This window comes from Microbulbifer harenosus, from assembly GCF_005771435.1.
GTDB classification, from domain to species: Bacteria; Pseudomonadota; Gammaproteobacteria; order Pseudomonadales; family Cellvibrionaceae; genus Microbulbifer; species Microbulbifer harenosus.
The window spans coordinates 78049-98585 of the sequence record NZ_VANI01000013.1 but is presented as its reverse complement, the minus strand read 5'-3'; the positions used below and the strand labels follow the sequence as shown (position 1 = coordinate 98585).

General features: G+C 57.5%; 20 protein-coding genes. 5 read left to right on the top strand and 15 right to left on the bottom strand.

The genetic code is table 11. The features are described from left to right. Positions 1 to 160: 160 nt before the first annotated feature. The 10 genes from FDY93_RS12810 to FDY93_RS12765 all read right to left on the bottom strand — a co-directional run bounded on the left by FDY93_RS12810 (position 161) and on the right by FDY93_RS12765 (position 10573). Complete coding sequence (locus tag FDY93_RS12810; protein ID WP_138236154.1) at positions 161 to 880, bottom strand: TetR/AcrR family transcriptional regulator; 720 nt, start codon at positions 878 to 880, stop codon at positions 161 to 163. Between the two features lie 494 nt (positions 881 to 1374). Next, positions 1375 to 2088 carry an electron transport complex subunit E gene (locus FDY93_RS12805; RefSeq protein WP_138236153.1) on the bottom strand — a complete coding sequence of 238 codons (714 nt, stop codon included), beginning with the start codon at positions 2086 to 2088 and terminating at the stop codon, positions 1375 to 1377. Beyond that, positions 2088 to 2783, bottom strand: coding sequence for an electron transport complex subunit RsxG (gene rsxG, locus FDY93_RS12800; RefSeq protein WP_138236152.1), 696 nt, complete (start codon positions 2781 to 2783; stop codon positions 2088 to 2090). Before rsxG ends, FDY93_RS12805 begins: the two co-directional genes overlap by 1 nt. After that, positions 2783 to 3835 (bottom strand): electron transport complex subunit RsxD, encoded by a 1053-nt coding sequence (gene rsxD, locus FDY93_RS12795; RefSeq protein WP_138236151.1) that lies wholly within the window; start codon positions 3833 to 3835, stop codon positions 2783 to 2785. Before rsxD ends, rsxG begins: the two co-directional genes overlap by 1 nt. Positions 3836 to 3857: 22 nt before the next feature. Continuing rightward, on the bottom strand, positions 3858 to 6020 hold the full coding sequence (rsxC, locus tag FDY93_RS12790) for an electron transport complex subunit RsxC (protein WP_138236150.1): 2163 nt from the start codon (positions 6018 to 6020) through the stop codon (positions 3858 to 3860). Beyond that, positions 6017 to 6625, bottom strand: a complete 609-nt coding sequence (gene rsxB, locus FDY93_RS12785) for an electron transport complex subunit RsxB (RefSeq protein ID WP_138236149.1) — start codon at positions 6623 to 6625, stop codon at positions 6017 to 6019. The genes rsxC and rsxB overlap by 4 nt, the downstream gene beginning before the upstream one ends. A gap of 10 nt (positions 6626 to 6635) precedes the next feature. Continuing rightward, positions 6636 to 7211, bottom strand: coding sequence for an electron transport complex subunit RsxA (rsxA, locus tag FDY93_RS12780; RefSeq protein ID WP_105101852.1), 576 nt, complete (start codon positions 7209 to 7211; stop codon positions 6636 to 6638). Positions 7212 to 7456: 245 nt separating this feature from the next. Continuing rightward, positions 7457 to 8341 (bottom strand): hypothetical protein, encoded by an 885-nt coding sequence (locus FDY93_RS12775; RefSeq protein ID WP_138236148.1) that lies wholly within the window; start codon positions 8339 to 8341, stop codon positions 7457 to 7459. A 127-nt stretch (positions 8342 to 8468) separates the two neighbouring features. Continuing rightward, entirely contained in the window at positions 8469 to 9353 is an 885-nt protein-coding gene (locus FDY93_RS12770) for a hypothetical protein (protein ID WP_138236147.1), read from the bottom strand. Further along, complete coding sequence (locus tag FDY93_RS12765; protein WP_138236146.1) at positions 9353 to 10573, bottom strand: hypothetical protein; 1221 nt, start codon at positions 10571 to 10573, stop codon at positions 9353 to 9355. The genes FDY93_RS12770 and FDY93_RS12765 overlap by 1 nt, the downstream gene beginning before the upstream one ends. Before the next feature lie 183 nt (positions 10574 to 10756). On the opposite strand from FDY93_RS12765, the gene FDY93_RS12760 reads away from it, so the two are divergent. Further along, a complete protein-coding gene (locus FDY93_RS12760; RefSeq protein ID WP_138236145.1) occupies positions 10757 to 11227 on the top strand; it encodes a GNAT family N-acetyltransferase in 471 nt (156 codons plus the stop codon). A gap of 160 nt (positions 11228 to 11387) precedes the next feature. Here FDY93_RS12760 and FDY93_RS12755 read toward each other — a convergent pair whose 3' ends face one another. After that, complete coding sequence (locus FDY93_RS12755; RefSeq protein WP_138236144.1) at positions 11388 to 12086, bottom strand: glutathione S-transferase family protein; 699 nt, start codon at positions 12084 to 12086, stop codon at positions 11388 to 11390. 114 nt (positions 12087 to 12200) lie between these two features. On the opposite strand from FDY93_RS12755, the gene FDY93_RS12750 reads away from it, so the two are divergent. Both FDY93_RS12750 and yghU read left to right on the top strand, forming a co-directional pair. After that, complete coding sequence (locus FDY93_RS12750; RefSeq protein ID WP_220446189.1) at positions 12201 to 13106, top strand: LysR substrate-binding domain-containing protein; 906 nt, start codon at positions 12201 to 12203, stop codon at positions 13104 to 13106. Positions 13107 to 13440: 334 nt separating this feature from the next. Beyond that, on the top strand, positions 13441 to 14310 hold the full coding sequence (yghU, locus tag FDY93_RS12745; RefSeq protein ID WP_138236143.1) for a glutathione-dependent disulfide-bond oxidoreductase: 870 nt from the start codon (positions 13441 to 13443) through the stop codon (positions 14308 to 14310). Positions 14311 to 14519: 209 nt separating this feature from the next. Here yghU and FDY93_RS12740 read toward each other — a convergent pair whose 3' ends face one another. From FDY93_RS12740 to FDY93_RS12725, 4 genes are all read right to left on the bottom strand, one after another. Then, positions 14520 to 15407 carry an NAD-dependent protein deacetylase gene (locus tag FDY93_RS12740; RefSeq protein ID WP_138236142.1) on the bottom strand — a complete coding sequence of 296 codons (888 nt, stop codon included), beginning with the start codon at positions 15405 to 15407 and terminating at the stop codon, positions 14520 to 14522. A gap of 110 nt (positions 15408 to 15517) precedes the next feature. After that, the gene (gene cynS / locus FDY93_RS12735) at positions 15518 to 15967 is read right to left on the bottom strand and encodes a cyanase (RefSeq protein ID WP_138236141.1); all 450 of its coding nucleotides are present in this window, start codon (positions 15965 to 15967) and stop codon (positions 15518 to 15520) included. Positions 15968 to 15996: 29 nt separating this feature from the next. After that, positions 15997 to 17727: a bifunctional protein-serine/threonine kinase/phosphatase gene (locus FDY93_RS12730; protein WP_138236140.1), complete on the bottom strand. Its 1731-nt coding sequence runs from the start codon at positions 17725 to 17727 to the stop codon at positions 15997 to 15999. Positions 17728 to 17769: 42 nt separating this feature from the next. Then, positions 17770 to 18618: a formate/nitrite transporter family protein gene (locus FDY93_RS12725; protein WP_138236139.1), complete on the bottom strand. Its 849-nt coding sequence runs from the start codon at positions 18616 to 18618 to the stop codon at positions 17770 to 17772. Between the two features lie 236 nt (positions 18619 to 18854). Between FDY93_RS12725 and FDY93_RS12720 the strand changes: the two genes are divergently transcribed. Continuing rightward, the gene (locus FDY93_RS12720; protein WP_138236138.1) at positions 18855 to 19097 is read left to right on the top strand and encodes a hypothetical protein; all 243 of its coding nucleotides are present in this window, start codon (positions 18855 to 18857) and stop codon (positions 19095 to 19097) included. 54 nt (positions 19098 to 19151) lie between these two features. Further along, positions 19152 to 20537, top strand: coding sequence for a nitrate- and nitrite sensing domain-containing protein (locus FDY93_RS12715; RefSeq protein ID WP_138236137.1), 1386 nt, complete (start codon positions 19152 to 19154; stop codon positions 20535 to 20537).

Genomic DNA, 20537 nt, shown 5'->3' with positions numbered 1-20537 from the left:
GTTCCTTGCCGCGCGCATAGCCAGGATCTGGCCCTCGGGTTGAACGTGCTCTCCTGGAATATCTGCGCTAACAGCAGACGCCAGTCGAAGTCATACTCTTCCGCATATTTTTAAAGGGAATGAGATAGATGCGAATATGAGATGCGGACGTGAAGAGTGCTTAGGCGGTTTTACTTTCCAGGCGCATCGGCACAGACGCCTCTTCGCCGATGGGGATCAGGCCCCTGATCATCATGACAATGGCGCGCTCAAGCAGCGGTGATTCGATGGAGATGGCGCCGCTTAAAACCTGAAACTCAAGATTGAGAATAGTGCCGTGGACAATTTGCGCAGCGGCTACCGGATCGGCCAGCTGCAGTAGTTCGAAGAACTCCACAATCATGCCTTCCGTTGCCTGGTAGGCCATGCGCACGGCGCGGGTGAGCTCGTCGTTGCGCAACGCTTCATTCTTGAAGGCCAGCTCGATAATACGATGATCGCGATTGGCCGCCTGCGCGCGAATATGTGACAACACAAAACGTGTCAGCTGCTGCACCAGCTGGCGGCGGCCATTTACAGACGCCAGTTGATCAGGAGAAAGCTGACGGGCGGCGGCAAAACTTTCTTCCTGCAGGCTCCGGGTCTGGTCAATATTCAGTTCCACAAAATAGGTAAATGCATCACTGATTAGGTCGTCCAGATCCTTGAAATAATAGGTAGTTGCGGCCAGAGGAACCGCCGCCTCCTTGGCGACCGCGCGATGACGTATTCCACGGATCCCCTCTTTAACAATCAGGCGGAGGGTGGCTTCGAGGATGGCTTTGCGGCGTTGGCGACTATCGGCACGCTGTGCTTTGCGACCTTGATAGACCAGTTCAGACTTTCCACTGTCCAAAGTCATGGTGACGGTAATTCCTTTTCGATGGTGAGCAATGTGCTATCGGGAATCAGGTAATACGGTATCCGGATGAAAATAGCATGATAAATATGATGTGGGCGGTGTTGCCTGTTCACAGTATTCCGCTCTCTAAACATATTGGTTTTATTTTTATCGGGCCACTCCAGCGAATGCCTCTGAGGCATGCCATGGATAAATTTGACCGGCAAGACAAACTGGAACGATCGCACTATTTTAGCGATGTACTGCGGCTAAGCTACCGATGAATTCAGGATTGTGAGGCGCATCCCATTACATCCTATTACACGGGGTTTTATGTGAAGGATGCTTCGAAAATATCAGAATGGGGGTGTGCGTAAACGGAGGTTGGTTTGGTATGGGTGGGTGAATTGGTCATGGCACTACCGGCCAGCTGGCCGGCATTGCCTGGCAGAAATGACATCAGGCTGCGACGTCTTTGGGGGAAACTCTGGGGAAGAACGTTTTCCCCTGTGGCGTTACTGGATTTTGCCGGTCGTTCTCACACGTTTGCTGCCAGTCACTACGTTGGCCTGGGCTTTACGGCGTTTTTCCGCATTTGCGTCGATAGCATTTTTGGCTGCAATCAACAGTCCCGCCACCAAGAATGCACCGGGCGGCAGTACAGCCACCAGAAACCCGGAGTAATCCTGCCCCAAAACCGGCAGGGTCCAGTTGGCGGCCATTGGGCCAAGCAGGAGATCCATATCGCTGAACAGGGTGCCGCGGCCGATAATTTCCCGCACGGCGCCAATCACAATCAATACCGCACTGAAGCCGACACCCATCATTAATCCATCCAGCAGCGAGGGCAGTATGGGGTTCTTGCTGGCAAAGGCATCGGCGCGTCCGAGAATCGCGCAGTTGGTCACGATCAGCGGAATGAATATACCCAGCACCAGATACAGCTCGTAGGTGAATGCCTTCATCAATAATTCGGCGCAGGTCACGAAGGTGGCGATGATCATCACGGACGCTGGAAGGCGCACGGTTTCCGGCATCTGGTGGCGCACCAGAGACACTGCAAGGTTGGAGCAGGCCAGCACCGCGGTGGTGGCGAGGCCGAGGCCGATGGCGTTGACCACCGAGCCGGTCACGGCCAGCAGCGGACACAAGCCGAGCAGCTGGACCAGAGCCGGGTTATTTTTCCACAGACCGTTGTGGGTGATTTCGCTGTAGCTTGGGGTGGCCATCAGTTTTTCTCCCCGTTCCGTTGCCCTTCATTCACGTGGGGCTGTTCCACTTCTACCGCGCGCCCGGAAACCGGCGCAGTGAAAATTTCCTGTTGATGCTCGGCGACAAAATCCAGCACCTTGCGCACCTGCTTCACCACAGCCCGCGGAGTGATGGTGGCGCCGGTGAACTGGTCGAAGGCACCGCCATCTTTCTGCACCTTCCACTGGTCTCGTTCAGGGTCCGCCAGGGACTTGCCGTTGAAGGACAGAATCCAGTCGCTCTTTTTAACTTCCACCTTGTCGCCGAGACCGGGGGTTTCCGCATGGTTGGTGACGCGCACGCCGGCAATGCTGCCGTCGCGGTTGACGCCCACCAGCATCTGGATCGGCCCGGAGTAGCCGTCTGGCGCCACGGTGGGAATAATCACTGCGTCGATGACGCCACTACTTTCCCGCGCCAGGTTGATATTCCCGCCCTGTTTCAGTCCGAGCATGGCCCAGTACTGCTTGGGAATGGGGTAGGTGTCCACCAGCAGATCGTTGCTGTGGCGCTCGAGGGGGATGATCTCCAGCAACGCCCTGGCGGAGGCCTCGCGGATGGCGCGCTCAATGGGCTCGCGGGTGGTGATCTGGGTAATGGCGAGGGTGCCCGCGGTAACCAGCGCGAACAGCGCCAGCACCGCGGCATTTTTACCGATGGAGCGCTTCAGCATCACTGTTCCTCCAGATCGGTGGCCTTGCGCGCGGCTTTGTGGCCGTATGTGCGCGGCAGGGTGTAATTGTCGATAAACGGTGCGGCGAAATTCATCAGCAGTACCGCGAAGGCCACCGCATCCGGATAGGCGCCCCAGGCGCGGATCACGAACACCAGCAGGCCGACACCGGCTCCGAAAATGAGCCGCCCCTTGTTGCTGGTACAGCCGCTCACTGGGTCGGTGACGATAAAGAAAGCGCCGAGCATGGTGGCACCGGAGAACAAGTGCAGTAGAGGTGAGCCCTCACTTAGGGAGCTGCCGCCGTCGTAGAAAGCCACGGAAAGTACTGCCAGAGTGGCGAGCATGGCTACCGGTGCGTGCCAGGTAATCAGGCGGCGGAACAGCAGGAACAGCCCACCCAGCAGGAAGCCGACATTGGCCATCTCCCAGCCGAGACCCGCCAGAGTGCCTTTGTTGAACACCGGCTCCATCTCATACAACTGGGACAGGATCGTGGACTGGTTGTGGCGCACGATTTCCAGCGGCGTGGCGCGGGTAAAACCATCCACGTTCATGTTGCCGAAGATCAGCGCAAAGGTTTCATCCAGCCCCGGCACGCCCTGGATCAGTTCCGCCGGGCCGGCCCAGCGGGTCATCTCCACCGGGAAGCTGATCAGCAACACCACATAGCCCACCATGGCGGGATTGAACGGGTTGTAGCCCATGCCGCCATAGAGTTGTTTTGCAAGCAGTATCGCGCTCGCACTGCCAATGACCGGAATCCACCAGGGACAGTAGGGGGGCAGGGCGATACCCAGTAGCAGGGCAGTTACCAGCGCGCTGTAGTCCTTGAGATAAAACCCTACCGGGCGATTGCGCAGTTTCATTACCGCCGCCTCACAGGCGAGCGCAGTAACGGTACACAGCGCGATATTGATCAACACACCGGGACCAAAGTAGATCACAAGCGCCAGCACACCGGGAATGGTGGCCGCGGCCACCTGCAGCATTACCTTGGCAGTGCTCTGGCCTGAGTGGGCGTGTGGGGACGTGACTCGCATCAGGGACATAATTTTCTCTCTTTCCCTCGCCTCAGTCCTGCTCGCCGGCCTGATGCTGTTTGTCCGCCAGCTTTTCCTGCAGTTTGCTGAGCGCATTTTCAAACGCGGCGGTATTGGGGTCATCTTCGCTGCGGGCTTTTTCCAGCCGCGCTGCGGCCTTGTCCACCCGCGCTTTTAGCGCTTCGATTTCCGATGCGAGTTTTTGCTCCGGGCTCATGCTGGCGCGGGCGGCGGCTGCGGCCTTGGCCTTTTCGATGGCGACGCTTGCGGCAGAAGAAGAGGCGCCGGCCACAGTGAGTTTGTCCTCGGTGGTGGAGGGTGTTGGCGGTTCCTGGGCCCCGCCCGGTGCCGGCTCGGCAGAGGCCTGTTTTTCAGCCTCGGCCAGCTTGTCGCGGGCTTCCTTCAGTTTCAGTTCTGCAGTTTTCAGCTGGGCTTCCAGCTGTGGACGCTGGGCATCGTCGGCCTCGGCCAGTTTCTGCTGCATCCGCTCCACCCGGTGTTCGGCACTGGTCAGGGTGCGCTGGGCGCGGGCCAGCACCTGTTCCGGCGCGGCCTGTTTGGCTTTTACCCGCGCGAGCGCGGCAGCCACCACATCGGCCTCCTGTCTGGCGGCCTGGGCGTCCGGCGTGTCGGTATTCTGCTCGCGCAGTTTGCGCGCCTCGTCTGCCGCCCTCTTGCGCTCAAGGCGCTTGGCCTCTTTCTCCTGCTCCGCCTTTTCCATGCGCAGCTTGCGGTATTCGAAGCGCTCGCGGGCGCGATCGGCCTTTTCCTTTTCTGCCCGCGCTTCGCGGATATCGCCCTTGGCCGCGCGGTAGTACTGCACCAGCGGAATACTGGATGGACACACGTAGGAGCAGGCGCCGCACTCGATGCAGTCGAACAGATTGTAGGCCTGCAGCTTCTCCCTATCTTCCGCGCGCGCATACCAGTACAGCTGCTGTGGCAGCAGGCTCGCCGGGCATACCTCCGCGCACAGGCCACAGCGGATACAGGCTTGTGCCGGTGGCGGTGGTGGCAGCTCGTTATTGGTGGGCGCGAGAATACAGTTGGTGGTCTTCACCACCGGTGCACTCTCGTCTTCGATGGTGTAACCCATCATCGGCCCGCCAATCACGATGCGCTGGAGCTTTTTGCGATCGAGCCCATGGCATTCGAGAACGTGACGAATGGGGGTGCCGAGCGGCACTTCGATGTTGCGCTGGCGGCTGAGGGACTCTCCCACCACCGTGGTCACCCGGCTGATCAGAGGCTCTCCTAGGTGAATCGCGCGGTACACCGCCCGGGCCGTGCCCACGTTCTGGCACACGATACCGATATTGGCCGGCAGACCCTCGTTGGGCACTTCGCGGCCGGTGAGAATCTCGATCAGCTGCTTTTCGCCACCGGAGGGGTACTTGGTAGGGAAGACCACTACGTGAAAGCGGGTGCCCTCGGCCGCCTGTTTCATGGCCTTGATGGCTTCCGGCTTGTTGTCCTCAATGCCGATCAGCACCCGCTCCGGCTGATCCAGCAGGTGAGCGAGTATTTCCACACCGCCGATGATTTCCTCCGCGCGCTCGCGCATCAGCATGTCGTCGGCAGTGATGTAGGGTTCGCACTCGGTGCCGTTGATGATCAGAGTGTCGATTACCGCACCGCCGCGGGGACTCAGCTTTACCGCTGTGGGGAAGCCGGCGCCGCCCATACCGGCAATACCGCAGTCGTGGATCTTCTCCAGCAGCTCATCATTGTCGCGCTCGGCGTAGTTTTCCAGCGGAGTGAGCGCACACCACTCGTCGCGGCCATCGGTGCGGATCTGGATGCAGTCCGCCAGCATACCGGAGGGGTGGGGCACCGCCATCGGCTCAATAGCGACCACCTTGCCGGAGGAGGGCGCATGCACGGGGCAGCTCACCGGACCATCGGCCTCGGCGATCTTCTGGCCCTTCAATACCAGGTCACCCAGTTTCACCAGCGGGATGGCGGTGGCGCCAATGTGCTGGTTCAGCGGTACGATCAGATCCGCCGCCAGCGGAATACTGCCGATGGGCTCGCCGGTGGACTGGTGCTTGTTCTCCGGTGGGTGGATGCCGCCATGGAAGTCATTGATCTTCAGCTCGCGGGACAGGTCCCGGGCCTTTTCACTGGCAATCAGGTGCGCCTCGCGGGCGGCGCGGCGCTCGCTCGCACTCATTCTCTCTTCGGTCTGGCTCATGCTGCACTCCGGTCATTGGTGTGCAGTTCCGGGCGGTCACTGGCGATCAACTGGACTCCGTCTCTGGGTTTGTTCGGGTGCCAGCGTTGCAGTGTCACTTCCAACGGCACCATGTCTATACAGTCCACCGGGCAGGGTTCCACGCACAGGTCGCAGCCGGTGCATTCGTCCACGATCACCGTGTGCATCTGTTTGGCGGCACCGACAATAGCGTCCACCGGGCAGGCCTGGATGCACTTGGTACAGCCGATGCATTCCGCCTCGCGGATAAACGCCACTTTCTTGATGTCTTCCACCCCGTGCTCCGCGTCCAGCGGAATCGGCTCCACATCCAGCAGATTGGCCAGCTCATTGATGGTGGCTTGGCCGCCGGGCGGGCACTTGTTGATCGCCTCGCCATTGGCAATGGCTTCGGCGTAGGGGCGGCAGCCCGGGTGGCCGCACTGGCCGCACTGGGTTTGGGGGAGCAGGGCGTCGATCTGATCCACAATCGGGTCGCCTTCCACCTTGAAGCGCACCGCGGCAAAGCCCAGCAGGGCGCCGAACACCAGGGCCATGCCGCCGAGAATCAGCAGCGGCGTGGACACATCAGACAGCCAATCCATCGTCGCCTCCTTATACCAATCCGCTGAAGCCCATAAATGCCAGGGACATCAGCCCCGCCGTCATCATACCAATGGCCGCCCCCTTAAATGGCTTCGGCACATCCGCCACCGCGAGGCGCTCGCGCATCGCGGAGAACAGGATCAGCACCAGCGAAAAACCCACCGCCGCACCGAAACCATAGAGGGTGGACTGCACAAAATTGTTCGCCTTCATGGTGTTTTGCAGTGCCACACCCAGCACTGCGCAGTTGGTGGTAATAAGAGGAAGGAAGACCCCCAGCACCCGGTACAGCAGCGGGCTGGTCTTTTCGATAAACATGCGTGCGAACTGCACCACCACCGCAATCACCAGGATGAAGGAAATGGTGCGCAGGTACTCCATCCCGAAGGGCTCAAGCAGATAGGTATTCACCAGATAGGAGCAGATGGCCGCCAGCGTCAGCACAAACGTGGTTGCGCCAGCCATACCGATGGCCGTTTCCAGCTTGTTCGAAACCCCCATGAACGGGCACAGGCCGAGGAACTGCACCAGCACATAGTTGTTCACCAGGATGGTGGAAAGCAGGATGACAGTGAATTCGGTCATAGACGTTCCGTTCGGGCCGCGGCGCCGGTCCCGGGTGCTGAATTGGCGTAGTACAAAATTTGCGCGCCCGATAGTGCAAGACTAGCAAGCGGCCCCATCGGGACGCTTGTCTGCGACCGGCGGCGCAATACTTGAAATCGGGGCGGTATTATGGGGGAGCACCAGAGGGGCTTCAACAATGGAGGTCGGAGCCCGCCCAAATGGCATGGGCTCCATGGGAAACGACGAGAAATATTAGACGCCGCTCAATGAGTGGGTAACGCGTAGCGGCGCTTGTCGTACTCAAGGATGGTGATGCCATCCTTGTCCACGTCCGCGGGCCACTTGAGTGGCGAGCACTCGGGGCTGACGCTCAGATTTGGGCAGATTTTCCTGATCTCACCGAGTTCGGCTTCGAGCTCGGGGGAGGGGGTTAGTGTGACGCTGCGGATGATGTTGTCGATCAGGTCCTGCATGGGCTTGGGGCTAATTTTCTGGTCTTTTTCATCCTGTGAACCGGAACATTCCTGCCAATAATCAAATCTGAGACATACCAGTCGATCACGAGACACGGGAATAAATGCCAAATGATAGCGACATATCGGAGTAGCCATTTCCATATCAAACTGCACTGCTGGAACAGGAAGGTTGGGAATAGGAGACCAATTCAGTGGGGCCTTGTATTCCGGAATTTTTCTGCCTTCGTCATATAAAGCGTGCCCCTCGCTCGCCGTTAAGTAGCCAAATACCCCTGACTCAAATGCTCGGGGATGAAGGAAGTTGAGTTTGGGATTAGATATCGTGGTTTTCACCGCTACCGCTGAGAATGTCAACTGTCCCATTAGGCCGCTAAACCAAGGACCGTTAAATGCCCACTTGCGATTTGCAATGGATGAGTACTCCCAGCTCTGGCTAGGCATAATGTTGCGATTGAAGCTTCGACCCTCAAGATCATATATATCGCTGCCAATTTTTCTCTGTCCGGTGCTATCTCCACGTATGCGATTGTGTTTTGGTAATCTCAGCTCCAAGGTGCATAGAGGAAGGCGAATTTTTGATGGCTGGGCTCGTTTAAACGAGGGGCCAAAAGGTATGCAAGGACTGTTAATTTCCCGCAGCTGCAGGGATGAGTATTTGATAGCGTCGAACATCAGAATTTACTTTTCAGTCTGTCATGATGAGTGGGGCAGTAGGGCTCTGAATTCTGGCTGTCAGCGACCAGGCGCAACTCGAGTTCGAGTCTCGCCCTTCGCAGACTTTATGACATGAGAGAAATCATTAATAACCAGGCGTTGCGTAGCGGCGCTTGTCGTACTCAAGGATGGTGATGCCGTCCTTATCCACATCCGCTGGCCACTTGAGCGGCGCGCACTTGGGGCTGACGCTCAGATTCGGACTGCTCTTTTTAATTTCCGCAAGTTCGGCTTCCAGTTCCGGGGAGGGAGTGAGTTGGATGCTGCGGATGATATTGTCGATCAGGTCCTGCATGGGTTTGGGGTCTATTTTTTGATCCTGCTCTTGCTGGGAACCAGCGCAAGCCTGCCAGTATGAAAACCTTATATGTATCAATCTGTCTCGGGATACCGGGAAGAATACGAATCTGTACCGACTCACCGGCGCAGCTACTTCCATATCGAATCGCGCTGCAGGTATTTTTAGATGTGTCAGTGGAGACCAGTTTAGAGGTGCCTTGTATTCGGGGATTTCTTGCTCTTCATCATAAACTCTATATCCCCAGCTTGCGGTTAAAAATCCAAGCACACCAGTTTCAAATCCTTTGGGGTGGAGGAAGTTGAGTTTGGGATTTTGTATGCCGGGGTTTACTCCGCTCATGGCAAACGAGACTTGTCCCTTATAGCCGGTAAACCACGGTCCGTTAAACACCCAGCTGCGACTGGCGATAAGCTCGTGCTCCCAGCTCTTGCTCGGCATTATATTTCGGTTGTAGCTGCGTCCTTCAAGTCTGTAAATATCTTTCAGAATCCTTGTTTGCTCTGTGCCATCTCCCCGCTTTGGAGAATGGCTGGGAAGTTTGAATTCCAGAGTGCATTGTGGAAAGCGTATTTTGGTATTTTGAGCGCTTTCAAACGCAGGCCCCTTTGGACTGCAGCGACCTTCCTGATTTCGCAGCCGTAGTGAGGAATATTTTATTAGATCAAGCATCAGAATTTACTTTTAAGTTTGTCATGGTGTTTTGGCAGCCAGGCTCGGATCATGGCGTTGCCCACCTTTCCGAGGCCTATAGCGGTGGTGGCTGCAGCCCCAAGTGCCGTTAGGAATGCGGCTGCGGAAGCCGGGGCACTGAGAGAAAGACCGGCAGTTGCCGCCAGAGTTCCCATAAATGCGCCGGCGCCCTGTAGGCTTTTACAATGCTCAATTACGTCTGCTGATGCCTTTAGCAGGCTGTAATTTTTCTTTTCGAAACGCAGGCGATTACCTATGAGCTCCAACTGGTCTCGATTGCCCATGTAGTTAAGCATGTCGGTACTGGAAAACTTGCGATCGACATTCAAGCCAGCTTCATGGGCAGCTTTGTAAGCAGTATTGGGTGAGGTAGTGGGATCTACCAAAAAAACATAATGCTCTTTAAGTTGTATTTTCTGATCAGCTAGTATCTTCATCGCCTGGGTCAACACTGCAGAACCACCGAACTCTGATATCCAACGTACACCCTCAGTACCGCGGGCGTCGTACATTGTTTTGGCGAGTAGTAAGGCAGACTCGTATAGTTGCTGGTCTTTCAGCGGTCGGATTGCATTCTTGTAATTGCGCAGGCCACCAATGCCTCTCTCGCCTGGTGTGTAGTGGAGATCAAAGCCATGCCTGTCAATGGTAATTCCGCCACCAGAAATCGGAGCTGATGAAATTCTGCTGGATGCTGTCCGGGCAGCCTCACGCGGATTCTCGCGACCGCTATCACAGATTGCCACAACCCTGTCTTCCAAACTTTCTATCTTCCCACCTTTTTTTGCGGGACCTACCTCCCACTGACCATCCTGTTTGCTGGCCTTGTATAATCCGGGTTTTTGATACTTCTCAATCAACTCCCCATAATTCAAATCCGCCTCAAAATGCAAAATCCGGAATCCATCCCGCTCCAGCTTCTCTGCGGTCACTTTGCAGCCGGGCAGTATCATCACAAACTCTTCGGTGCCCCCTCTGTTCATGGCGCTGGGTTTGATAAAGATATTGTTCTGGTGCAGGCGGCCCGAGGCCAATTGGTTGATGGCGTTGACGGTGATCTGGGCCCAGTGGTTGCCGCGGCGGGCGAGTTTCACCAGCTCGTGGTAGATGGGTTCGGCCTGTGGGGTGATGGTGACGGGTTTACCGGAGTGAGTACCGGCAATACGCAGTTCACGTTTGGCGGGAGTGTTCGAAAACATCTGCTGTAATCCTTGCTTTTGAGTCCTTGCTGAAATCCAATTTCGAGCCTGTGCGGGAGTCTATCGAAATGAGCGTGCGCTATCCACAGAACGAGTCCACTTTTGCCGGGAAAATGTACTTGGCGATAAACATAAAATTGGTACGATAGCCCCAAATATCTGGTTTTCAGGATCTGAATACACATGTCTGAGGGAAATCTGAACATCGTTCTGGATGATTTGACCGGCTCTGAAATTGCGGCGTTTCTGCAGGCTCATATCGATGACATGCGCGCGACTTCTCCGCCCGAGAGCAAGCACGCACTGGACCTGAATGGGCTGCGCCAGCCGGAGATCACCTTCTGGTCTGTGTATTGTGACGATGTCCTTGTCGGCTGCGGTGCATTGAAGCAACTTTCGGAAACACACGGCGAAATCAAATCCATGCGCACTGGCGCGGATGCGCGGGGTAGGGGCGTGGGTGGTGCTGTGCTGCAGCACATCATTGAGGAAGCGAGAAAACGGGGCTATACACGCCTGAGTCTGGAAACCGGTTCGATGGAGTTTTTCAAGCCCGCACACCGTCTGTATCGGCGCTTTGGTTTTGAACCCTGCGCGCCATTTGCCGGCTATAAAGAGGACCCGAACAGTCTGTTTCTGATGCTTTCATTGTAGGGGCAAGACTCTCCAACCGCGCTTGCGGTAGCGCACGGTCAATATTTCCGATGTGCAAATGAACTGGTATTGCCGGCGTCGAGGAAGTGCTCGCGACCGTGATTTCATACTGCGAAGCGCGCCTGACCTGTAGAAGGTCAGGCGCGCTTTATTTCACGGCCTATTTAAGTCGTGCCAACACGTCGCTCAATCCGATTTCCCCCTGAAACCCACCGCTGCTTGCGCCCACCTCCTGCCGTTCAATGGCATGTGCGAAAATTACTGCCTGATCCGCTTCCAGTTTGTTATAGAGCCGCTGAAGCCCGGGATAATCGCGGCGGTCGACAACCTTGTGGTACTCGTTCCAGCGTGCAATGCCGATAAAGTAAGCGTCGGCGAGGGTCCGTTGCTTTCCGAGCAGCCACTCTTTGTTGCCGAGCATGGCCTCCAGGGCAGTGTGGGCACGTTCCACTGCGCCGCGGCCGTAGTGGGTGAGCGCTTCCTTTTTCGCGCCTTCGGCGCTGTGTTCCAGTGCGTGCCACAGCGGTGCAAAAGCACCAAAAAAAGTGGTGTTGAGGAAGGCGAGCATCTGGTTCAGTTGATCGAATTCGCGAGTGCCTTGGGCGAATCCGAGTTTTTGCTCGATGCCTTGTGCACCTATGTGGCTGAGGATTGCGATGCTCTCGCTGATGACGTCGCCGGTGTTGGTAAGCAGCGATGGGGTTTCCGCGACGGGGTTAATGCGCCGAAACACCTCCGTGGTGACCATTTCGGGCATTTCCACCCGGCACAGCTGGTAGGGTTTGCCGAGCCATTCGAGGGCGACGATGGAACCGAAGGAGCAGCCGGAAGGTACACCGTAGCAAAGGATGGGGTTCATAGTGTTCTCCAGGGGGTTGTGTTTTGAGTTGGGCCCGTTGACTGGGTGACGTCACTGTACGCACATGGACTTTGCGCGAGTAGGCTGCAAAAATTGGATTTAAAGTCTATAAGTGTGTACTTTCTTTTTATGCTGAACCTCAACGACTTGTTTCTGTTTGTGCGGGCGGTAGAACACGGGGGCTTCGCCGCAGCGTCCCGCAGTTTGGGTATCCCCAAATCGACACTAAGCAAAAGGGTCGCGGAACTGGAATCGGCGCTGGATGCGCGGTTGATCCATCGCACTTCGCGCAGTTTTACGCTTACAGAGCTGGGGCAGGATTTTTACCGGCACGCCCGCGCGGCCATGATCGAAACTGAATCGGCCGAGGAGGCGGTTCGCAGCCGCGCAGCTGTGCCCAGTGGCACTGTGCGCATGACAACTTCGGTGCCGGTTGCCCAGGCATATCTTGCCGGACATCTGCCGCGGTTGGCTGAGACCTTCCCGCGCTTACATCTGCAAGTGGATGTGTCGGATCGCTTTGTGGATGTGGTTCAGGAGGGCTATGACCTGGCGCTGCGCTGCCACTTTGCACCGCTGCCTGATTCCGGGTTGGTACAGCGCCAGGTGATGGTGGAGCCGATTGTTCTGGTGGCGGCTCCCGGATACCTGGCGCGGGCCGGCAGACTGTCGACGCCCGGGGATCTGGAGGGGCACTTTGGATTGCTCACGGGCCCACAGAATGTCCGCTGGGTATTAACCAGCGGTGACGGACAGCAGGTGGAGGTTACGCCGCAGGCAAGGATGACAGCCAATGAATCAATGGTGCTGGCAAGATCCGCCTCGGCGGGGCTGGGTATCGCCTGTCTGCCGGAAATGCTGTGCCGTGCCGAGCTGGAGTCGGGGCAGCTGGTTCGGGTACTGCCGGATTGGAATGCGGGTAGGGTGACCACCACAATTGTTATGCCCCACAGGCGCGGTTTGCTGCCGGGGGTGCGTGCCACAGTGGATTTTTTGGTGGAGGCGTTGCGGCAGAGGTGACATCGTAGTTATTCGTTGGGCAGATTTATCCGCCTGGCGGTTGCAGGTATTTGCGACACAGTCGGCCCCGGTGTATCGGTATTCCCGTTATCCATGGCAGACTCATGCCGGCTCCTGCAATATGTGTTTTAGGCATTTTTTCGGATTTCGACGGTGGTCCGAACACAGCTCATTCTTTGCGCGCTCTCAGATGCCCCTTAAGATGTTAATTTGCGCGGGGCAATGGGCAGCACTATCCATTGCGGCTCTTCGGAACTGTTGCCGCGGCAGAGTCCACAATTTTACGCTGCAGTTGAACGTTCACATCAATCAATGCCACAAGGTGGAGTTTTTTATGACGGATAACCGCTACACACCGCCCAGGGTCTGGAGATGGGATAGCGAGAGCGGGGGAGAGTTCGCCAAGATCAACCGCCCCATCGCCGGCCCCACCCATGAAAAAGAACTGCCCGTGGGCCGGCACCCGATGCAGCTCTATTCCCTGGCCACACCCAACGGTGTGAAAGCCACCATCATGCTGGAAGAGTTGCTGGCGCTGGGATACGACGGCGCCGAGTACGACGCCCATTTGATCCGCATTACGGAAGGCGATCAGTTCAGCAGCGGCTTTGTCGATATCAATCCCAACTCCAAAATCCCCGCGCTGGTTGACCACAGTACTACCCCGCCAATCCGCGTGTTCGAATCCGGTTCTATCCTCCTGTACCTGGCGGAAAAATTCGGGGCCTTCCTCCCGCACACTCCGGAGCAGCGCACCGAAACCCTCAATTGGCTCTTCTGGCAAATGGGTGCGGCTCCGTTCCTCGGGGGCGGCTTCGGTCACTTCTACGCCTACGCCCCGGAAAAATACGAATACCCCATTAACCGCTATGCCATGGAAGTCAAACGTCAGTTCGACGTCCTCGACCGCCAGCTCGCGGAGCATCAATTTGTGGCAGGGAAGGAATACACCATCGCCGACATGGCCATCTGGCCCTGGTATGGCGCGGTGGCAAAAAACCAGGCTTACGACGCGGCGGAATTTCTTGAGGCGCACACCTACAAGAACGTCAATCGCTGGGTAGAGGAGATTGCCGCAAGACCGGCGGTACAGCGCGGAAGAATGGTCAATCGCACCTGGGGTGAACCTTCTGAGCAATTGCACGAACGGCACGATGCCAGTGATTTTGAATTGCGTACGCAGGATAAAATCGGAAATGAGTAAACCAATTAATGGTTGTTAAAGACCGATGTTTAGAAATGAAGGGTGAGTACTGGGTGGTGCATTTCGAAACCATCGGTGCCATGGATGGCCTCGACGGAGCGTACAGGGAAGTATTGAAGGTGAGCGCCTAGCCCGATTTCGAAATGCTCCACCTGTGCGCGGCCGCTCCGCAACAAACTAACGAAGTTGGCGAAGGTCAAAATTAGTAATTAAAGCAATTGCAGAGTGCGTTCCAACGTCGCCCCAATCCCCGCGCTCAATTTCAAATCCACTAAATCGTCCGCCCGCGTTGTGCCAAAATTTAGCGTGGCCATCGGCTTGCCCCACTCCTTCGCATAGCGACAAAACCGAAACCCCGAATACACCATCAATGAAGACCCCACCACCAGCAGCCCATCGCTCTCCCGCAGCGCATCCATTGCCAACTGCACCCGATCCTTCGGCACATTGTCGCCAAAAAACACCACATCCGGTTTCAATATCCCACTGCAATCCGGGCAATCCGCCACCCGAAAACCGCTGAAATCCACCTCTAGATCCGCGTCTCCATCAGGGGCGGTCTCCGCGGTATATAGACGGAATTCCGGGTTTAGTTCGTAGTTGCGATCATGCACCACCTGGCGCATTGCCCGGTAATCGCAGCCCATGCAGCGGATCTCGTCCGCGCGCCCGTGCAAATCAATCACCCGCTCGCTTCCCGCCCGTTGATGCAGCCGGTCCACATTCTGCGTAATCAACAGATGGATATGCCCGCGCCGCTCCAGCTCGGCGAGATGAGCATGCGCCGGATTTGGTGCGGAATTGCGAATCACCGGCCACCCGATCAGCGCACGCCCCCAATAGCGCTGGCGGGTAGCCGCACTCGCCATGAATTCCCGGTGATCCACCGGTGGCTTGCGTTTCCACTGCCCGTTGCGGTCGCGATAATCGGGAATACCGGAATCTGTGCTCACACCGGCGCCGGTCAATACCGTCAGGCGCGGGTGACGTCGAATAAAATGCACCAGTCGCTCCGCCGCCACTTGTGCAGGCAACTCGGATTCGACAACAGCGTTTTCATCGACGCTTGATAGTGAGGAAAGCGTACTCAGACTCATGGTTTCGGCCGACTCGGGAAGGGTATCAGTGCCGGTAGTGTAGCGAGTCTGGCAGCATGGGGCAGCACCGGTGCCGGCGGCGAGATGGCCGCCGGCGCTGGAGATGGCGGTCAGTAGGTCTTGTAGGGCAGGAATTTGCCGGACATCACCATATTTACCCGGTCGCCTTTGGGGTCTTCCTCCCGCTGGATATCCATGGAGAAGTCGATGGCGCTCATGATGCCATCGCCGAATTCCTCGTGAATCAGTTCCTTGATGGTGGTGCCGTACACGCTCACCAGTTCATACAGGCGATAGATCAACGGATCCGTGGGCACCGCGGTGGGCAGAGAGCCTTTGTAGGGAACGATTTGCAGCCAGGCAATCGCCTCGTCACTCAGGTCAAACAGTTCGCCGACAATTTCGGCCTGTTGTTTGGTAAAGGTCATCTGCCCCAGACAGGCAGCGGTGGTCCACTCTTTGGACAGGCCGATGGCATCGGCCACCTGGGACCATTTCAGATCCTTCTGCACCTTGGCGACGAGGATCATGTCGGTGACTTGCTGGCGGTTGCTGATCATGGTGTTTCTCCTTGGACGATGGAATGGTGTCAGCTTGCACTGGAAATCAGGCTCAACAGGTAAAAAATGATGAGCAGTAATAGACCGCTTACCGATTGCCAGAAACGCACCGGGTAGCGCTCCATCAGCGGCGGACGGGAAGCGCTCTGGTATTCCGGGTTGGGGTGGCGCAGTTCAAAGACGAATTCCGATAGAGCCTCGTGGCGGCGCAGCGGATTCGGTTGCAGGGCTTTTTTCAGTGTGGCGTCGATCCATGCGGGAATGGCGCGGGACTCGCTCAATACACTGCGGTAGCGCAGCTTGTGTTGCGCGGCCACGGTGTGGCAGCGGGCAACCTGGGTGCCGTAGGGAAATTCCCCGCACAGCAGGTGATAGGTGAGCACCGCAAGAGAAAACAGATCGGAGCGCGGCGTGCCGGTATCGCCGAGGAAATATTCCGGCGCACTGTACAGGGCTGTGCCGAGAATCAGCTGGCCGTTTTCTTCCGCGACCTCGGCAACGCCGGCCACTTTCGCGGAGCCCAGATCGATCAGGGTGACGGTGCCAGCGCGGCTGATCATGATATTTTCCGGGCGCAGATCCTGGTGCAGGATCTCCGCCCGATGCAGAGCCTGCAGGCCCCGTGCGATCTGCTCCACAATGCCGCGCACGGTTTCCAGCCCGGGATCGGGGTTGTCGGTCATCCACTGTCGCAGTGTCTGTCCTTCTACCAGTTCCATGGCGGTGTAGAGATACTGACGCGGCCGATGGGTGGCCGCGGCACGCACCACATGCGCGCTGTTTACCCGTCGCGCCAGCCACTCCTCCATCAACAGTCGTTCCAGATAACCGGGATTATCTGAGAGGTCTATGGATGGGGTTTTCAATACCACGCGGGTACCGCTGGCTTCGTCCGTGGCAAGATACACGTGGCTGCGGCTGCTCGCGTGAATCTCGCGCTCAATCACATAGCCGTCGAATACGTCACCGCCTTTGAGAATTGGCGGCAGGGGTAGCGCGCCTGCCTGCTCCACCAGTTCTGGTGGTGTCTCCGGCAAACCGTTGATACGCACCAGTTGCACCGTGAGATTGTCGTTACTGCCGTTCGCCAGAGCCGCGGCCACCAGGGTTTTGGCGGCCTTGTCGAGGCAACCCCGGTGTTGTTCCAGGTGCTCGATCAGTGTCTGCTGCGACAGGGATTCATGTACCCCGTCGGTACTCAGAATAAACAGGTCGTTGGTCTCAAGCGTTACCCGACGGTAGTCGATTTCCAGCTGGGACTGCGCGCCCAAGGCGCGACTCAGATAACTGCGCTGCTCCCCGAGCCACAGCCGGTGGTCGTGGGTGAGTTGTTCCAGTGAGCCGCGGCGCAGCCGGTAGATGCGTGAGTCACCGAGGTGGAACAGATGTGCTTCCTTATTTTTCAGGATCATCGCGCTGAACGTGCAGACATAACCCTTGTCTTTCTCGAAGCGGTAGGGGCTTTGTCGGGTTTGCCCGTAAAGCCAGGCGTTGGTGGCCTTGAGCACTTGTTCCGCGGCGTTCTTTACACTCCAACCGTCGGAGGTGCAGTAGTAATCGTCGAGAAAGCTGGTTACCGCGGTTTCACTGGCAATGGCGCTGACCGGGCTTGAGCTGATGCCGTCGGCAATCGCAAAGGCGGCGCCCTTCACGCGAAGTTGTGGCTCCGCCGGCAGGCGTGCGCCACAGCAGTCCTGGTTTTCTGCTTTGAGGCCCGCGCTGCTGTGCTGGCCGACATCCAGTGAAAGTGTGCTATTCATAGAAAAAATCAGCCCCGCAAGGTGCGGGGCTTGGGTAGGTTATCAGGCAAGTGCTTCTTTGCCGGGTTTGCTGCTTTCGGCAGTCAGCTGACGCTTCGGCGCAGTTTTGTAGTGGGTGCTATAAAGCGTGAGGCCGGTGAAGGCGAGGCCACCCACCAGGTTGCCCAGCGCGGTGGGAATTTCGTTCCAGACCAGGTAATCCATCACCGAGAAGTCACCGCCCATCATGATGGCGAATGGGAACAGGAACATGTTCACTACGGAGTGCTCGAAGGCCATAAAGAAGAACAACATGATCGGCATCCACATGGCCAGCACCTTGCCGCTGACATGGGTCGAAATCATCGCGCCAACGACGCCCATGGACACCATCCAGTTACACAACATGCCGCGCAGGAAAATCGTGAACCAGCCGGCGGCGCCGTACTCGGCGTAACCCAGGGTACGAGCTTCACCAACGGACGCGAGCTTTTCGCCCACAGCGCCGGCCTCGGTGTTGAACCCCATAGTGAAGACAAATGCCATCATAGTGGCGACGGTCAGTGCGCCCGCAAAGTTGCCGACAAATACCAACCCCCAATTGCGCAATACACCCTGCACGGTAACGCCCGGGCGTTTGTCCAGCAGCGCCAGCGGCGTGAGCACGAACACACCGGTCAGCAGGTCAAATCCCATCAGGTAGAGCATGCAGAAACCCACGGGAAACAGGATGGAGCCGATCAGGTGTGAACCGGTGGCCACGGCTACGGTCACCGCAAATACCGCAGCCAATGCCAGAATGGCGCCGGCCATGTAGGCGCGCACCAGGGTGTCGCGGGTGGACATGTAAATCTTGGATTCCCCCGCGTCGACCATTTTGGTCACGAATTCCGTTGGGATGAGATAAGCCATAGTGATCACCTTTTTGTGTTCGAGATCGGGTGTTCTGCTGTGCTGGACCGACGACTGTGCACCTTGCTGCTTTCAACGCGCGCTGGACGGCACCCAAGCACAAAAAAAGGCGGCCACACAGACCGGCTTCTGCCGGAAAGTGATGGACGCCTTTATCCAGAGTGTTCTGATTGTATTGGGCAGGTTGCCCGGTATGGCTCGCGTCTGCTCCTGTGGAGATGGCGCGAAACCTGTACATGCGTTTGTACTTGCAAAGTCAAAGCAATCTCGATGCCAACTTTTTAATTCCGCTGCGGGCCGGCGCTATGGAAAGGGGGCATCAGTGGGTGGGTATGGAAAATTGTTTACCCTCGCGCCAGATACAGGCGTGCTGCGAAATATACGCACCCGGAAAGTTCCATTTTGGTGCAAGGCTGTTGTTGCGCTCCAGTCTGGTGCTTTTGGCGTCGAGTGGAGAAATTTCCGGTGATGCGGCGTGAGTGGAATATTTATTGCTGGAATGGAATTGTGACCTTGCATAGGGGAGCGCAGCCATGCCCACAGACATGTCCTTAACGAGCGACGACGCGGAAAAATTTCTGTTGGCCGCCAAGCGCGCAGAAATCCAGGCGCTGGAGCGACTGGTCGGCAGCTGCGAATTGGCGACCACGGTCTCTGACCTGGTACATCAGCTGCAGCGGGAGCGGGGTATCAGCAATATCTACCTGGTTTCCGCCGGGTTCCGTTTCTCCGGGCAGCGCCAGCAACAAATCCGGAACTGCGCGGCTAGCGAGGCAGCGTTTCGGCGTTTGCTGCACCATCGCTACCTGCAGTCTACCCGCAGCGACAGTCCGCAGAATATGCGTCTGCTGAACAGCATCGCCTACTCCTTACACGGACTGGATGAACTCGCCAATCTGCGCCGCCATGTCGACGCCTTTGAGGTAAGCGCGCTTGAGTCCACCGATGCCTTCTGCCGGTTGATCGCGGGGTTGTTGTCGGTGGTGTTCGAGGCCGCCGATGTGGCGGACGACCCGGAGGTAACACGTCTCCTCGTGGCGCTGTTCAACTTTATGCAGGCCAAAGAATTTTCCGGACAGGAACGCGCGTGGGGGGCGATTGGCTTTGCCGGGAGCCGCTTCGACGAAAAGCTGCACGAGCGTCTCGCACAACTACAGGATTGCCAGCGCCGCAGTCTGGAACTGTTTGCGGAATTTGCCGGCGAGACGGAGCTTGCGCGTTGGCGAGCCGTTGAAGACTGCCAGGAATCCCGGGATTTACAGCGTTTACGGGGGGTGATTGCCGGGCTGAAAGACGGCGAACCCATTGCCGCGGAAATCAGCGAGGTATGGTATGAGCTGGCGACCGCGCGTATCGACGCGATGCACCGGCTTGAAGATGCGATGGCGGCGCGCCTGCTGCAGGTGAGCCGCCAGCGGGTGGCGGAGTCGCAGTCCGAACTGGGGCACCACTATGCACAACTGCAGCGAATGAAATCCACCGGCTGGACGCGCCCACCGGCGCTCGCGGTGCTGTTTGACCCGGAGGTCCCGGGTCTTTACGGCAGTACACCGGACACTATGGTGACGCCGCTGCCAGGTCAGCATCTGGCGCACTCTCTGTACGACCTGATCCGTTCCCAGGTGGCGCACATCCACCGGGTAAGTGAAGAGCTGGAGCAGACCCGCCGCGCACTTACCGAGCGAAAGCGGGTGGAGAGAGCCAAGGGGATTCTGATGCGGCGCCTGCGGCTGACCGAAGAGGATGCGTACCGCACCATGCAGACCCGAGCGATGGAGATGAACCTGAAACTAGCCGACGTTGCGGAGAAAATCCTGCAGATCGGCAGTGGCGAGCGCAGTGCAAGTGACGGGGTTAGCGATAGCGCGAGTTCCACGTCAGAAAAGCAGACTGTGGAAGCCGGCAAAGCGGGCGCATGA

Coding starts and splice junctions, on each gene's coding strand:
- rsxB (WP_138236149.1), bottom strand. CDS start 6,625: ATGGATTGGCTGTCTGATGTGTCCACGCCGCTGCTGATTCTCGGCGGC.
- yghU (WP_138236143.1), top strand. CDS start 13,441: ATGACGGATAACCGCTACACACCGCCCAGGGTCTGGAGATGGGATAGC.
- FDY93_RS12810 (WP_138236154.1), bottom strand. CDS start 880: ATGACTTTGGACAGTGGAAAGTCTGAACTGGTCTATCAAGGTCGCAAA.
- FDY93_RS12770 (WP_138236147.1), bottom strand. CDS start 9,353: ATGCTTGATCTAATAAAATATTCCTCACTACGGCTGCGAAATCAGGAA.
- FDY93_RS12740 (WP_138236142.1), bottom strand. CDS start 15,407: ATGAGTCTGAGTACGCTTTCCTCACTATCAAGCGTCGATGAAAACGCT.
- rsxA (WP_105101852.1), bottom strand. CDS start 7,211: ATGACCGAATTCACTGTCATCCTGCTTTCCACCATCCTGGTGAACAAC.
- rsxC (WP_138236150.1), bottom strand. CDS start 6,020: ATGAGCCAGACCGAAGAGAGAATGAGTGCGAGCGAGCGCCGCGCCGCC.
- FDY93_RS12715 (WP_138236137.1), top strand. CDS start 19,152: ATGCCCACAGACATGTCCTTAACGAGCGACGACGCGGAAAAATTTCTG.
- FDY93_RS12765 (WP_138236146.1), bottom strand. CDS start 10,573: ATGTTTTCGAACACTCCCGCCAAACGTGAACTGCGTATTGCCGGTACT.
- rsxG (WP_138236152.1), bottom strand. CDS start 2,783: ATGCTGAAGCGCTCCATCGGTAAAAATGCCGCGGTGCTGGCGCTGTTC.
- FDY93_RS12775 (WP_138236148.1), bottom strand. CDS start 8,341: ATGTTCGACGCTATCAAATACTCATCCCTGCAGCTGCGGGAAATTAAC.
- cynS (WP_138236141.1), bottom strand. CDS start 15,967: ATGATCAGCAACCGCCAGCAAGTCACCGACATGATCCTCGTCGCCAAG.
- FDY93_RS12730 (WP_138236140.1), bottom strand. CDS start 17,727: ATGAATAGCACACTTTCACTGGATGTCGGCCAGCACAGCAGCGCGGGC.
- FDY93_RS12755 (WP_138236144.1), bottom strand. CDS start 12,086: ATGAACCCCATCCTTTGCTACGGTGTACCTTCCGGCTGCTCCTTCGGT.
- rsxD (WP_138236151.1), bottom strand. CDS start 3,835: ATGTCCCTGATGCGAGTCACGTCCCCACACGCCCACTCAGGCCAGAGC.
- FDY93_RS12805 (WP_138236153.1), bottom strand. CDS start 2,088: ATGGCCACCCCAAGCTACAGCGAAATCACCCACAACGGTCTGTGGAAA.
- FDY93_RS12760 (WP_138236145.1), top strand. CDS start 10,757: ATGTCTGAGGGAAATCTGAACATCGTTCTGGATGATTTGACCGGCTCT.
- FDY93_RS12725 (WP_138236139.1), bottom strand. CDS start 18,618: ATGGCTTATCTCATCCCAACGGAATTCGTGACCAAAATGGTCGACGCG.
- FDY93_RS12720 (WP_138236138.1), top strand. CDS start 18,855: ATGCGTTTGTACTTGCAAAGTCAAAGCAATCTCGATGCCAACTTTTTA.